Source organism: Veillonella montpellierensis DSM 17217 (assembly GCF_000426745.1).
Taxonomy (GTDB): domain Bacteria; phylum Bacillota; class Negativicutes; order Veillonellales; family Veillonellaceae; genus Veillonella; species Veillonella montpellierensis.
On sequence record NZ_AUFY01000027.1, the window covers coordinates 1 to 15588 of the forward strand.

Annotated in this window: 13 protein-coding genes, 2 rRNA genes and 1 pseudogene; 2 read left to right on the forward strand and 14 right to left on the reverse strand. The window is 32.0% G+C overall.

Features of this window, described 5'->3' with window-relative positions:
* Positions 1 to 136 (forward strand): annotated as a pseudogene (locus tag K357_RS10080) (IS30 family transposase); the annotation flags it as partial.
* 35 nt (positions 137 to 171) lie between these two features.
* Here K357_RS10080 and K357_RS10085 read toward each other — a convergent pair.
* The 11 genes from K357_RS10085 to K357_RS09885 all read right to left on the reverse strand — a co-directional run bounded on the left by K357_RS10085 (position 172) and on the right by K357_RS09885 (position 11493).
* Positions 172 to 312, reverse strand: a complete 141-nt coding sequence (locus K357_RS10085) for a TnpV protein (RefSeq protein WP_156004918.1) — start codon at positions 310 to 312, stop codon at positions 172 to 174.
* 565 nt (positions 313 to 877) lie between these two features.
* The gene (locus K357_RS0106855; RefSeq protein WP_211218949.1) at positions 878 to 1708 is read right to left on the reverse strand and encodes a hypothetical protein; all 831 of its coding nucleotides are present in this window, start codon (positions 1706 to 1708) and stop codon (positions 878 to 880) included.
* A 2-nt stretch (positions 1709 to 1710) separates the two neighbouring features.
* On the reverse strand, positions 1711 to 2208 hold the full coding sequence (locus tag K357_RS0106860) for a Mov34/MPN/PAD-1 family protein (protein ID WP_028258041.1): 498 nt from the start codon (positions 2206 to 2208) through the stop codon (positions 1711 to 1713).
* A gap of 2 nt (positions 2209 to 2210) precedes the next feature.
* Positions 2211 to 3923, reverse strand: a complete 1713-nt coding sequence (locus K357_RS0106865; protein ID WP_211218950.1) for a ThiF family adenylyltransferase — start codon at positions 3921 to 3923, stop codon at positions 2211 to 2213.
* Positions 3924 to 3929: 6 nt separating this feature from the next.
* Positions 3930 to 4949, reverse strand: coding sequence for a nucleotidyltransferase domain-containing protein (locus tag K357_RS0106870; RefSeq protein ID WP_028258043.1), 1020 nt, complete (start codon positions 4947 to 4949; stop codon positions 3930 to 3932).
* A gap of 14 nt (positions 4950 to 4963) precedes the next feature.
* Entirely contained in the window at positions 4964 to 9031 is a 4068-nt protein-coding gene (locus K357_RS0106875) for a DEAD/DEAH box helicase family protein (protein WP_028258044.1), read from the reverse strand.
* On the reverse strand, positions 9018 to 9956 hold the full coding sequence (locus K357_RS0106880) for a hypothetical protein (RefSeq protein WP_028258045.1): 939 nt from the start codon (positions 9954 to 9956) through the stop codon (positions 9018 to 9020). Before K357_RS0106880 ends, K357_RS0106875 begins: the two co-directional genes overlap by 14 nt.
* Positions 9957 to 10175: a helix-turn-helix domain-containing protein gene (locus K357_RS0106885; protein ID WP_028258048.1), complete on the reverse strand. Its 219-nt coding sequence runs from the start codon at positions 10173 to 10175 to the stop codon at positions 9957 to 9959. It lies immediately after the preceding gene.
* Positions 10176 to 10301: 126 nt separating this feature from the next.
* Entirely contained in the window at positions 10302 to 10637 is a 336-nt protein-coding gene (locus K357_RS09040; protein ID WP_038113809.1) for a hypothetical protein, read from the reverse strand.
* A gap of 132 nt (positions 10638 to 10769) precedes the next feature.
* Entirely contained in the window at positions 10770 to 11036 is a 267-nt protein-coding gene (locus tag K357_RS0106895; protein ID WP_028258046.1) for a hypothetical protein, read from the reverse strand.
* Positions 11037 to 11361: 325 nt separating this feature from the next.
* The gene (locus K357_RS09885; RefSeq protein ID WP_211218951.1) at positions 11362 to 11493 is read right to left on the reverse strand and encodes an N-6 DNA methylase; all 132 of its coding nucleotides are present in this window, start codon (positions 11491 to 11493) and stop codon (positions 11362 to 11364) included.
* A 144-nt stretch (positions 11494 to 11637) separates the two neighbouring features.
* Here K357_RS09885 and K357_RS10090 point away from each other — a divergent pair, with 144 nt between their 5' ends.
* A complete protein-coding gene (locus K357_RS10090) occupies positions 11638 to 11772 on the forward strand; it encodes a hypothetical protein (protein ID WP_425314971.1) in 135 nt (44 codons plus the stop codon).
* Between the two features lie 145 nt (positions 11773 to 11917).
* On the opposite strand, the gene K357_RS0106905 is transcribed toward K357_RS10090, so the two are convergent.
* The 3 genes from K357_RS0106905 to K357_RS0106915 all read right to left on the reverse strand — a co-directional run.
* Complete coding sequence (locus K357_RS0106905) at positions 11918 to 14521, reverse strand: hypothetical protein (protein ID WP_028258047.1); 2604 nt, start codon at positions 14519 to 14521, stop codon at positions 11918 to 11920.
* A gap of 776 nt (positions 14522 to 15297) precedes the next feature.
* A 5S ribosomal RNA gene (gene rrf / locus K357_RS0106910) occupies positions 15298 to 15414 on the reverse strand.
* 62 nt (positions 15415 to 15476) lie between these two features.
* Positions 15477 to 15588, reverse strand: a 23S ribosomal RNA gene (locus K357_RS0106915); the annotation flags it as partial.

Here is a 15588-nt window from a genome sequence, read left to right on the forward strand (position 1 = left end):
AATTCAACGAACACTTCAATGGTGCAATAATTTGCCACGCAAGCTTCTAAATTATAGAACCCCCTTAGATGTCTTTCTTGAAGAAGTTAATAGAATTGTAGATTTGGATACTGTTCAATTTCATATTGCAATTTAAGTAAAAATTTAAATTATTTCCCCCTTATTTTGTTGTTACTCATAAATTAATTCAGCATTTACCTTTTCCCTTATGCGTAGTAGAATGTTACACATTCTACTAATCCATTCACACTGCTTCTCCGCCTTCATCTTTTTCATTACGCCTCGCCTATCAGCATATTCTTTACCAACCATAAAACATATACTCTGCCAGTTCTTTTATATCTACAATATACCTATACATCCTACCACTTGTAGGAAAAATTCTATAGCGACTCTTATATATTTTCAATACCACAAAAAGGTAGAACATATACTTACAGTAACTTAGTTACGCTTTAATTAAAATATTCAAAGATTATCTTAAACCAGATAAATAAAGACGACAAAAAGCCTTAGCCATAAGTTTTATACCCACAGCTAAGGACTTAATTTATAATATGGATGTATTGATTACATAACCACTGGTCAATCATACTCTAACCATAAAACTATTTAATTACAAGAATATTAGAGCTATACAACTGTTATCAATGTGTTGCGAAAACAATATTCAAAATTCCATAACCACACAAAAATACCAGTTTTCTTTCATATTACAACTTACTACCATTCGATCCGTCCATTAATATCGTTTTGTATAAATGGCGTAAAATCAATGTTTTGTCATTGGATTTAGTCTTATTATCTAGTTTATTTCTGTTTATCTGATTTTTTGCAAGCATATTGCAAGCATGAACTTCATGTTGTTTTAAAACACCTACATAACTTTATGAGGTTTATTAGCAAAAATTCTTTCTCCATCCCTATTTTGTTGAAATACATTAACATGTTTAACATTACCTCTTTCTGCAAGAGATATAGCTTTTTTTACAATTTCAAATGTATTTTTAGAATTCGTCGTTGAAAAAATATTAAGGGTTACACCGTCGCTTAATTTTCTTATCTCTTCAACAATAGTATCAACAAGTTCTTTAGAATATACCCTCTCACCAAATCTTAAAAAATCTCTTTTCACCGAAATAGTCGTATTGGTTTTGAAATTGGAAGGTATTTGATTGTAAGAGATAGGATAAGTATCTTGTATTATTAAATTAATATCTTTAGAGTTAGAATTTCTTTCATTCATTTTTCTTTCAACATTAATCTGGTATTCTTTCTGTGGAAAAACACTTTCTTCAAAAGGATATTCTTCAAATGTATCTCTAAGAATCAACTTATATTGAGTATATATTGGCACTAAGATTAAGTTGCATTTTTCATATCCTAATATCTTTGAACAAAACCAATACCAGCAATATGGTTTATTATGATAAATGTTCCCTTTATTATAAATTTTCTCTTTATTTGATTTTCTAATAATATGAAATAAAACATATACTGCAATTAGACATCCCATAGTCCAATTCCCAGAAATCATTAGATAGTAATATTTTGCATTTTCTATCGTAGGGCTCACATCACCCAAAATTGTTTTAATTATTTCAGCTAGATTAACAATCGTTGGAGCTATTACACAAATAATCAGGGATAATATTTGCATTAATTCTCTTGATGAGTCTAATATAAAGTTCTTTATATATTTTTTCACTATCAATTTACACCCATATCCTTCCAGAAAATAGTATTTATTAATCTAACTTGTAATGTATTATTTATTTCCCACATTCTAATGGCTTTATATCCTACTATTATATGATAAAATTTAACATCACCCTTTGAATCCTTGCTAATTTTCTTCCAATTTTTTAAATCTATACATGAAAAATTAGGTATTGCTTCAGGATGAGTATGCCACTCTCCTACATATCTGAGAGTCTCATCACTTTCTTTATAAAGATTTTTAAATAATTCTATATGTTTTTTATCTTTTCTTATAAATCTGTTATGTTTTCTTTCATCTTTAGGCATCGGAACAGTTATATGATTAATTATTATATTTTCATTAGATTTATTTTCTTTGCCTATCAAAATCCCGCCAGCCTCCCTTGAGAAAAAGCCTTTTTGCATGTATTCAAGTAAGGTATGTGTTATGTTGTGGCATACTTTGATTTTTCTCTTATTTACAATAATCGCAATATCATTGCTCACCCCTATATATCATCCTTTCCTAAATCACATAATGACACTTCTAGATATTTTTCTTTTTGATTTATATATCTATCCGAAACAGAAAAACCTGCCTTAGTAAGATAGTAATCATCTTCCTTTCTAGAAGCAATAACATTATTACTTACCCTTCCATCTATCTCTCGCTTAAATAAATCCATGAACAAAATCGAACTTTCAACTGATAACGTTGATCCATAAGGTATGAATGTACCATTACATCCAGAATACGTTTTAGCAAAAACTTGTCCGTTTTTAACATATGAAGATAAATCTAATATTTCGCCATGATTGATACTAAAAATATCTCGATAATCATTTCCGTCTTTAATATTAATTCTCGCAACATGCAAACCTATATCTAAAGGCTCATTCCATATATAAAATACTGTTTTCAGAATTTTATTTTCCAATAGATATTTATTCAACCATATATTTAGCGTGTGATTACCAGTGGCAGAAACGATGTAATCAAAATCATCAAAATTTAAATCACAATCAATTATTGCATCTTCTATTTTTTTCGAAATTGCTTTTGCATTTATTTCCGGCAATGTCCTCTTTGCATAGTTAACTAAAGATACTGCCTTATAACCATAAGTTGATTCTATCCCAAGAAAATGCCTAAATACGTTTTCTGGTTTTAATATATCGTTATCAACGAGTGTTATGTTTTTACATCCTGATTTAATTAAATCATGAAATACATAGCCGCCAATAGAGCCACATCCAATCAATAAAATAGATTTATTAACAATCTCCTTTTGCAAAAAAGAAGTTCTACTAGATAAATAATCTACATCTAGTCTATGAATTGAAAGTGGGATTATTCTGGTAAAAGATACGAGTTTAACTTTATTTTTTTCTAAAAATTTTGGATTCTCAACCATAAATCCGCAAGTATTTACCGTATCATCATCTTGTTTTATTTCAAAAACCAATATTAATCTATTACTGCATTTACTTTCTAATTTATTGAAACACTCAAAGTCTATAAAACTCAATAGTCTATTTAAGAACTCATCAAGCTTATAATCAAAAATATTAGGAGGATATATATACTCAAGTGGATTAATGTAAAGATAGATACCGTTTTTTTGTGTACCTTTTTTCCCCCAAGTATCAAAATCTTTTTGATTGGTAGAAGCAAAGTATTTTACATCATTTTTTCTTTTTGTATACGCTGCAAACGATTCATTCTTTCTTCGTTTACTATTCGATGCTGTTTCACAAAATTTTATATTTGTATCTTTCTTCTCAGTTGGCAATGATACATGAGCAATAGATATATCACTGAGCAGTGCAAAATACGAATCAAATTCCTTTATAAAATCCTCTTTATTTTTACCTGAAATTCCATCTTCAATTAACTCTTTCGCCTTTAAAACACATTGCTGAAAAAGCCCTGCAAATTCCGGATAAATTATTGTGCCTTCTAAATCAAATAAGCATAATTTCCCTTTTTTATCTATATGAGGTATAAACGGCAATTCATCAATCAAATAGAAATCAAACAAATTTAATTCCCAGTCATCAGGGATACCTATTACAATAGGTATCCACTTCTTCAATATATCAAGTTTGCAGCTAATAATCCAAGCATAACTTTGTCCATTAAATATTTCATTTTGCCTAACATCTGATTCAGAAATATGTTTATTATCCAGTACAACATTGCTAATATCAGTGTAGTTCACCATTAATTACTCCATTCCAGAAGCACTAGAAGCGGGAATATAATCAAATTGTTTTTTAGCTGAATTCTTTGCTTCAGGTATTTCAAAATCATCTCCAAAAATTTTATTTAATTTCTTATATTGTTCTAGTTCATCTGCTTCATCTCTGACTTCTACGAGATCTTTTTTTAATTTTTCAATTTTATCCTTAAAATCTGTCATCTGAGCATCACTCATTTTTTCAAAAACATCATTACCAAACTTAAACTTTAAGATATATGGTAACGATAAAGATATTCTATACATATACCTTCCATATTCATTTGTCCTAACATAGCTAAACTTATTAACTATGGTATTTACAACATCAATTAGAGAGTTTAAGTCATCTTCTTCATAATAATTAAAATTATCAGCAGCAATCAACGTGATACCTATACTAGGTGGATTAGCATGACCAGTATTTGAAAATTTTATATTTTTCCATTTCTTTAAATATCTAACAACTCTTCTAAATTGATTTCTTTTTTCTCCAACCTCCACACTATCGTTTATGTAGTCAACCAATCCTTTAGGATCAGCCTCTTCCCATTCTTGTGAGCCTTTGTTTTTTCCTTTGGATATATACAATTGACTATTTTCATCATCTTTATCAGCATAAAGATAAGTAACTAAATCAACATGAAATTTGGCTTCACCATCTTTTTTGTAAGTAACTGTAACACACGGTTTCTTAATTTCAGATCCGTAGTCTGTATGATTTTTTAGAATTTCACAAATTTTTTCTTTTATTTCAATTGGATCATAATCATCCTTATTTACAGAAAATCTTAAAGCTACATCAATGTCATATTCGCTGTCATCTTCAGGTTCGATACCTGTACACATTGCATAACTACCTTGATTTAGTTCTTTAAATGAAGGTAAATCATCATTATTCCTCAATTTCCCAAGCAATATATCTCTCTTCTCACTTAATTCTTTTTTCACTTCAAAATCCGCTCTGATTTTATCATTGAATTTTTTTAATTCAGATTGTACACTCATTTTTATATTCCTCCTTACATGTCCTTAATTGAAGATTTTATATGTTCTTTTTCTTCTATTGACAACCCATACTTATCGAATAATTGCTCGTCGATTTCATTTATAGATTTTGACCAATCAATATCCGATTTTTCTGTGAAATCTTGCATTGGGACAAACCTATATACTATCTGAGTTGTATTCTGAGAAGATTTTAGAATGCCGACCATAAATCTTAAAAATTTAGTTAATAAATATTTAGATAGATTAATAGCCTCTTGTTCTGTTGAAAAATCTCCAATAGGAATTAAAGAATCTGTGCAAACGGAACGATTAGAACCAATATATGGCTTTCCTAATATTGCGACTTCGTATTTCTCACCTAAAATACCGGCAGCACCGTTAGCCTTAGACATAAACACTTTATATCTGTTAGCTAGTTCTTTATTCTTTGTGATTTCTTCTTCTTTTGTGTATCTTATCCTCTCATAAGAACACCTTACTGAATATGAACCATCAAAATAGGTTTCAGAAGTCTTGCTAGTAGCCTCCTTACCTGTAATACCAAAAGCATTTCTTCCTTTTGTAATTGTCATCAATGTATCAAAACTTTCATGATTTCTGACTTTATTCAGTATGGATACCATAGAATTCATAGATATTATTTGTTCCATATCTTCTTCAAATAATGGTCTATATGCACTATTTTCTTCTTTATCATGAATAAATTCAGTATTTCCAGTATATTTTTTTTCAAATAAAAAATAATTTACTGATCCTAGCTCTGTTCCTTCAAAAACAGACGCACCATTAGCCATCGTTTTTATTTTTTTAAAATGATTGTTTCTCTTTGCATATTCTCTTAGCTTAGGAAAAGAATTGTCTTGTGCATCTGCAGTGAACCACTTTGATGGAGTTATTAATGTTGCATATACATCTGTAATATCCATTGATAATTTTATATAGTTTGGAAAAAGTTGTTTTCCTAATGATTTATTTCCTTTAGATTCACTAATCATTTCTTGATACGGTGGATTTCCAACTATTGCTCCAAATCTCACTTTCCTATCACCTACCTTTATCTCATCTTTTAAAGTAATTTCACTAAATGTTTTATCTTGTTTAAGCAAGTTATTAATTTTTGTGTTGTCTACTTCTCCATTTTCATCTTTTACTTCAATCAAATCATATGCATTAAACCTGTTTGCTATATTATCTACATTCAAATTCAATATTTCATAAAATCTTCTTGTAAATTCATAAGCTATAGATGATGTAGGAATTGAATAAATTATATCTTTTATATCTTTATGAGCATATCCAAGTTCAGCTGTTAATCTTTTATAAAGTGCTACAGCATATTCTCCTGATTTACTTGCAATATCAAGAAACTTGTCCTGATTATCAACTATTTTTCTTAAGCCTTCTTCTGGTAATAAAGCAACCATCTCATCACACACTTTTGACGGAGTGATAACTTCAGATTCTGACATTCGATTAAATTTTTTAATTGAGGTCATCGCCCTATCAAGAGGTGCAACACATTCATCTGAGGCAAGCCTAGAGATGTTTTGAATTTTATAATCCAAACTACTTCTCTTAAATGGATCCATCCTGTCGCTAATCTTTTGCAATACACCTTTCTCCAAATAGAGATTTTTTGCAATTCTTTGGTTGTCAAATTTGTCCAATGTATTCAAAATATCATCTAACGATGAAACCTTGTCCTTTGTTAAGAAAGAATAAAAAAGTAATCTTTGATAGTATGTCTTAATTTGATTTTCTAGTTTTTTAACCTCATCATCTGTTTTTGTTTCAGTATAATCTTCAGTTGGTGTATCTTTTTTATCACCACTATCTTTTTTATCATCTTTTGCCTCTTCTATATCCAAGTCTTCACCATCACCTTGATTTGGATCTATGGTTAATCCTTGCTTTGAATTAAATTCGGCTTGAGCTTCTATAACCTTTCGTATATCAGCATCATTTAAAAGAGCTAAATCAACAGGTATATCCACTACCTCATCTGAAACACTTCTTTGATTATTGTATTCACTTACTGCCTCTAAAATATTCGTAGCATCTACTTGTTTTATTTTATTATGATTCATCATAATAATTGGGGAAATACGAAGTTCTTCTACAATTCTTTCTTTTAGCTTACTGTTTCCATTTTCTTCTGTATTTACATTGTAAATAAGAGATTTTTGTTCCTGCATTCTAAATAGTCGATTTGGATCAAAATCTACGAGCAAAGTCTGAGGTTTCAAGTTCTCTTTGATAAATCCATTTTCACTAGATAAGGTTCTAACATATTGATTTTGCAACCTAAAAATAGATTGGTCGTATTCTTGAGGGGAAGCTGTATCTTTAAAATAAAGCATGGTATCCCACTGTTCTACAGTAGAGCCTGTTAGCATTCTATTTACCGTCAGTGTTAATGTTTTTTGATTTTGTTCTTCACACTCTTTAATTTTTCTCTTAATATCATCAGGCTTACTATATTCTCTTCTAGCTTCTACACCTGAAATATTTATAATTTCATATTCGTTTAAGTTCTTAAATGTATCTTTATTTGTTCTAGCAAGCTCTTCCATGGCATCGCAAGAAGCACAATAAGGTAAAACCATAACCATATGTCTACACATCTTGCCTTCTTTTATTTTATCATAGTCTAAGAAGCCTAATAGTTCTTCATCTTCTTTACTTCCATCAATTACCCTAAGTAAATCAAGAATTTCAGACTCATTTATAAACTTCTTATGCCCTTGATTAATCGCATCTTTTTTTATAGAAATCGGTTCAAGTAATTTTGAAAACGCAAAGCTAACTCCACTTTTTCTCAAAGCTTCCATTTTTTCACGAGAAGATTTGTTTGGGTTAAAAGCAAAGCGAACCATTTGAGGAAAACCATAATATGGATTGTCCCACTCATTCACATCATCATTATTAAGATATTTTCTATCCCACTCTTCTTGTTCTTTTACAATATCTGAAAACTGAACAAATGAAATAATGTCCTCTTTTTCAAATTCGCTTCCCATCAAAATACGATAAGGTGTTCCTGATAGGTGAAGTCTTATTTTTGCGTTAATTTTTTTAATCTCAATATCTGCGTCTACTAAATCTATATTTTCATCTTCAAGTTTACTTATATTCTTTTCATCTGTCTTATCATAACCAGCATTTTTTAAAATTTTACCAAAGGATTCTGCTCTTGCACCAAAATGTGTTTCATCAACAATAAGAAGGTCAATTTGTTCTCCAAAAAGCTCCTTATGTTTATCTTTAATCTTATCCCCTTGAAGATCTTGAAGAGTTAGAAATATAATTACTTTCTTTCCTTCTGAATATTTTTCTGATATTACATTCTCATTAGCCAGTAAATCAGATGATCCTAAGAATACATACTCGAAAAAGTTCCCTGCACTTTCAACCGTTTTTTTCCACTCATCTTTAACATCCGCCTTAGCTGATACAACTAGGACAGTTTTAGCATTCATTTTTAAAGCACAGCAAAGTGATGTAAATGACTTTCCAAAACGCATAACTGCATACATTAAAAGATTTCTTCGCCCATTTTTAACAGCATTAATAAAGCTATCTACAGCAGCTTCTTGGTTTGGTCTTAAATCCCAATTTCCGCCTCTTTGATAGTGATATATCTGCGGTAATCTATTCTTGGAACTATAATATTCATACTTATTTGAATTAGCCTGATAATTTTCCTTTATATCTTCAATAGCATTATCAATATCTTCTATTTCTGTTTCTTTGAAAAATTCTTTACTGTAGTAGATGTCATCTTTTAAATCATCTTGCTTTAGTCTTTCTTTGTTTAAATCGTTCTCAAGATATTGATGAATGGCATAGTCTCTAAAATAAGTTTCTTCATCGATGATGGCTTTATTTTCATATTGCTTCTCTAGTTCTGGAAAAAATACTCTCCATTCATTTAATCTTTTTGATACAGGTCTATATGTATCGCCAACCTTTAAATAATTTGGCACTGTATTTGTTGTAAAAGCATAAATATGAGGTTCTACTCTTCCAATGATAATCCTATCTAATATATCTATAGCTTCAATCTTATTTTCTTTCATTTGCATCATCCTCTTTATTTAACAAGTCTTGGAAAGTAATGTTTTTTCTTGCTCGCCAATCTTTAATAACACATAAAACTTTTTCTTCTTCTCCTGCTAAATCAAAAAACTTAAGTTGCATATATGGTTCAACAGCTTCCTGATAAGGAATAGTAAAGGTAAGTCCATCCATTTGCCATAAATTCCATGAAATTATTTTTGCAATTTTTAATAGCTCTTTTTCTTCCGGCTCTCTTTTGAATCTAGCTTCATAATAATCACAATAGGATGCAAGAAGATTTTCTCTTGCTATAAGTAAACTGTCTCCCTGAAACTCAAAACCGTAAACACTCTGAAAGGCTCTTTCTGCCCATTTTAACCAGTCTTTTTCTGTTTCAGTATTTTCATTTACAATTCTCATTTTTCGATCGAGCATACCAATTCTACTCTCTAATTCTATAGGCTCTCCTGTAACTGTGTCATAACGGCTGACTAAATAAGGAGCTTCTCCGCAGGTAATCTCAAGTCTATTTTCATCAACATACTTTTTCCAAGTCTTTCCTTTAGGAAATTCTATTTGTTCAGTGGTAGCTTCCCAAGTTTTTTCTTTTTCAATATTAAAAACTTTATCTCTTTCAAACCATGCCTTGTCAACCAAATTATTTTGAGCATTACATATCCAAACAGGTGTAAAGACCTCTGCCTTTTCTTTAGTTCGATTGCCTTGATTTTCTTTTGTTTTTAATATTCTTGGCTGAATAATATTGCTATTTTTCCCCGTAATTAGATAAAAAAGAATAGGAAAGTGAGAATTGTACTCTTTTCCTAAATTTTCATAGTCATCTGTTCCCCAGATTATATTTCTATTAGTAGTTCTGTCTATAAGGAGGGTTTCTAAAACTTTTTTGCTCCATTTTCCCTCATCAACATCAATTGTAAACGCCATTTATTTATTTTCCTCACAACTTTTATCAATACAAACCAACTCTCCAATATCTGAGCCTAATTTGGTACAAATTTTCCATAAAATTTGCATATTAACAGGTTCTCCTTTTGTCATCTTTGCCACAGTCGATGGTGAAATTCCTGTTTTTTCCATTAAATCTTTTTTCATCATATTTTTATCTATAAGTAATTTCCATAATCCATTGTAATTAAATTTCATTTTTAGAACTCCCAACTCCGAATATGCGTATTTAACATATGTAATATTATAGAATAAATCTCGTTTTATTTCTATCGTAAAAATATAAAAAAAATCAGTGCAGTTCGAAAACCACACCGACATATCTTATCTCTCAGTTTCCTTTGAAGCTTCTTTCTTCTCCGTAGGCTTTGCCTTATTCTCAACATGATATTTCTTAATTTGTCCCAGTACAGATGGCTTTTCTTTTTCGATTGCTGCACTTTCTTTAATCTGTCCATTTTCTCTGAGTTCATCAATCAAATAATCAAATTCATCATTAAGTAAGCTCATACTGTCATTATCCATATACTCCTGGTATAACTTGTCCAAGGCATCTTTATCATTGATTCCTTTTTCAAAACTAATTAGTGCCTTTACAAAATCTTCGTGATTTTCGTTTGCCATTTGTTTTAGTATATTTCTCATTTCTTTGTAGTTCATAATATACCTCCATTTTTCTACTAAAAATGAAAAGGAGCTTGTAATAAGCCCCTTAACGTTCATCGTGTTCTTTTGACTTATTTTCTCGTGTTTCTACTTGTTTTTCTTGTGATTAATATGACTTAATTTGCCCTAAAATAGATGGTTTTCAGATACCTTTTCTTTGCTTTCTGCCCTTGTGTGAATATTATCCTCTACATCATAAGTAGTTTCAAAGTAGTCACTGTCTCTAAAGTCATTATCGTATCTATCTGGCACACCATCATTGTCCAAATCTTTTGGAAGCGGATCATAGATATTACCATCGTCATCTCTTTCAAGACCTAATGCTTTTTTTAGGTCATTATCATCAATAGAGACAAAGTCTCCATATTCCATTTCTTGTTTTAGAAATTCCAATGCCTTTTCTTCACTTCCAAGGTCTTTGAGATAATCAATCTTTGTGATTGCTTCTCCACTTGCTTCAATCGTGTCTTTTTTGCCTTAGACATGTGAGTTTCTTCTTTATGCTGATGTACTGTTTACAACATTTATTTTCGTAATAACTGCTCTAATCAGCACACCAACTATTTATCTTTTGAGTTTTAAACTTCGGTAGAAGTCTTGAACTCCTTGTATTTACTTGCCTATTTGCCTGTGTCATTATTATGACACGAAACCCACAGGCTGGATCGTATACCTTATTGACCTCTGTTTTTCGGGCTGTACCAAGGCGAGTAAAAAGTTATAACACATCGGCTGGAGTGAAGGACTCACCGCCAGACTTGCCTGCGTTAGATGCATACATAGTCATCAGATATTCACAGACATCCCCAAAGGCATCGATATCATGGTCTTGTACAGAACCGAAGTTCATATGAACCACACCATTTAATAGCTTTACGAGTTTTTCATTTCTTTTGGCAACAATGGTACCAAGCTTATTACTGTTGACATCAAAATCATCAAATAGACCTACAAAGTCGGATTCTAATTCACTGCCTTGTGATGATTGCTCGAATTGAATGCAGAAATCATCAACATCTTCGTCGAACAGGTTTATGTATACGGAAACGAAAATTCATGGGATAGGATTACCAATACGATAAACATTATCTTCAACTTCATAGTGCCGTATATATTCCAAGTAACGTAAAAATGGCATAGCCGCTGACTACGACTATGCCATTATTTTACAGGATTGTAAATTCCTTATGGAGATATCCCATTAGGATATCTCTTTTTTAGTAGGTGTTGTGTAGGTTGTGTAATAAATAATTATTTTATAAATATAAATCTAACTATATCATAAATTTAATGCCAGAATTAATATTCCAGGATGCATGGTTACTATGTCCAAATGACTGACCATAGTCAATATACATAGTAGCTGCATTTGATACCTGATATGCTAATCCAAGATCAACATGGCCCCAATTATATGTACCCCGATGATATGTCGTCTTCTGACCTCCATCGTTTGCCATATACGATGTACCTACTGTACCATTATATTCACGGAATAAACCAATCGATCCATATACATTCACGCGATTAAACTCTTTTGAAGCACTTAGCATGCCCCCTAGTATACAACTAGTGAAATCCTTCTGCGTAACAGTAACTGGTTGATTATTTTTTAATGCCTTATAGGTTCTTCCCGGTATATTCGCTACACTCGCAAGAACAGAACCATTAATATGCCATCCACCATAAACAGTGTTATGGTCGTATTTAATAGCCGTACCTAATGCAGTTGTTGTATAACGTCCCATAGTAGACATGCCAAAATCATTCACCGATGTAAATCCATGCTCTATATGACCAAGTCCCATAGCAAGAGCAATCGAGTTACGATCATTTAAATGATACGTACCTTCTACTTTACCCGTATAGATTTTATCTTTGTTAACAGTCTTACCCGATCCATTAAGATAGGTAACCGATGTTACCAAATCAAGACGTGGCTGTATACGGTTTCCATATGCTATTTCCACTTCATTGTATTTCGTTGTTACATCGTCTTGCACTGAAAGTTCGCCATGAGTCATACGAACATCAAATTCCTTATCTCGCATTGGTGCATGGAAGTTTTTGAAATTGTTGGTCCAAATTCTATTAATGGCAGTTCTAGCTAACCGTTCATCTTTCATAACCTTTGTTTCATAGGTTCCCATTGCAACAGGTTTCTCCAAAGCCCCCTGTACATAGGATCCTACCTTATCCTCTGTATAGGTAAGTGTGCCTTCTACCAAGGTAGCTGAAGATGATGTAAGGCCTTCCGCAATACCTACTTTCCCTGCTAACCGTTGCGGATGCTTAGTAGCATCTTCATATTTCAATTTTTTGCTCAGTGCAGTTAATACCTTTTCAACAGAAACACGGTCCTTCATATTCACATCAGTGCTATCCGTCAATAATGTAACCTGAGAATTTTCTTTTGCTTCTTTTACAATGAAAGCTCCACCTGTGTAATCATCATCCGATGTGCCTTGATTCCTATGTGCATACATAACATTCATCGCACCAGATAAAGAATCCACTAGAATCGGATGTGCATCATTTTGTAAAATAGTACCTGCTGTATCAGGTGTCGCACCACCGATTAAATTTTTTATCTTTGAGCCAGTAAAATCACCTATGCCCTGAAACCCTTTAAACGGTCTGCCATAATTAATATTATTCCAGGTAGCCTTATTTTCTAAAATAAAATTCATTCCTGTAGCTTTTCGAATCTTTGCTTTGTCCGCAGCTGGATGTGTTCGTTCAATTTCGGCATAATGATTAATAACACGACCTTTTAGTAACGAGTCAGGTGTAGAAAGAGATAGATTCACCTTAGTCGGCGTGTTGCCATAGGTGAGCGTATCATTATCGGCACCGTTTACTGGTTCACGATTGAACATACCCACATTACCTAATATTTCTACCTTATGCCCATTTGATCCTATGAGATTTCCTGTGTCATCTACCTTGGAGTTCATGCTAACTGTTGATTCTTCAGAAACAATCGCATAATGTTCGAAATCCATAGTATCCTTTGTCGCAATACGACCACCGCCATCAATCGTAATAGCGGAGCGAGAATTAGCCTGTATCCCCGTACCATCTCCATCGATATCTACATCGCCAGTAATATGTACTGTAGGTCCTTTATTTTCTGCCACATAGTTTAACCCTGCATAGATACCATTGACAAAGTAATGGCCCACAAAATAGTAGGTTCTTCGCACGCCTTGATTAGGGATTGCCACATGAATCTTAGCATTGCCGTCAATTGTTACTTCGCCAGCATTAACCACCCCAATACCACCTGTTACCGTTTCACTTGCTTTTTTATCTGGTTCTTTCCAATACCCATTCGTTACATTAAAATCTACATCACCTTTAATATTCACTTTAGCTGGTGTGTTATCCTTACGATTTGAAGAAATAGCTAAGGCAAAGGTATCCCTAGGTTTCGTTGCTTGATCTACAGTAACAATTACTTTTTTAGCAGTAATATCAATATTCCCTTTAGGTTCCTCTATCTTATCGGCTTTCCATTCACGCCACCCCATACTAGTTTCAGAGCCTTTAATAGCACGAATAGGCATATTGTTATTCACCTTATCAAAGGTTAGCTCAACGCCAGGTGCATGGATAGTCACATCAGCCGCCTTAGATTCTATGCCTTTAAACTTTTTATTAAAGGTACTATCTTTAGTAAAAGTATATCTTTTACTAGTACTATCCCAAATACCACCTTTTTTTAGATCACCAGACAAAATAAGTTGCCCATTCATAATTTCACCTTTACTAAACTCCGTCACTGTTTGCTCCGCCAAAACAGTGTGCGGTATGAAGGTTAATGTACTCAGACTTAAACATATAGCCATGGATAACTTTATTTTTTTTGAATTCATAATTCCCCCTTGGTTGCTACTATAATAAAAAGATATCCCACATGTGTTTAATAGATTATAATCTTCGTACTATACTTTATGATATTTTCAATTTTTCAACAAATGAAAAACTATTATCATATTTTCTCTATCAATATAATAATGATTTAGGAAAACATAGAAAATTAAAGAATTTTTAACAATTAGTATACGTTTAAAACTGAAAATTTTTCATATTAATAATATTTATGGCTAATATAGATATTTTCGATAAATTATCATATATATTTTGAATGGAAATTTAATTTCCTAATCTCGGTCTATGGATAGTAAAACGAAAGCTCTTATCATCCCCTTTCTGATCTATTCAGTATCTACTTTATAAATACATCACAATACGTTAGATCATAGCAACGTTTTTATGCCTATAATAGAAATCAAACTTCAATTGACATACAACTGCTTCTCATCCCTTTTAGAACATAGGATAACAATATAATAAACCTCTTATTAATACACTTTTTCTATTCATTGAATACTTCGCATACTAATAGGTCATTACAGTTCCTACATACAAAAGCCTTGCTGTTACTCGTGTTATCTATCCATTGTACCCCACATGCTACGAGTAAAGGATATACTCTTACACGGCTACATTAACTAGCAATAGTAAAAACTTTTTATTAGTCTATTTCACATATGCTTTATATGTACATCACAATACGGTTAGTCTGTAACAAAGTTTCCATGTGTAAGCACACAAAAAAGCACTTACCAAATGGTAAGTGCTTATGCTTAATCAGCAACTTCCTATCCTCCCAGGCCGTCGCCAGCCAAGTACTTTCGGCGTGTACGAGCTTAACTACTGTGTTCGAGATGGGAACAGGTGGAGCCTCGTAGCTATCGTCACTGAATCTGTCAGAGTTTGTACTCTGAAAACCGCATAGAAGATTTAGATAATTCACTAAGTAACGTATTAAGTAAAGCCCTCGATGTATTAGTACCAGTCAGCTCCACTGCTCACACAGCTTCCACATCTGGCCTATCAACCATGTCGTCTACATGGACTCTTACTAGCTTATGCTATG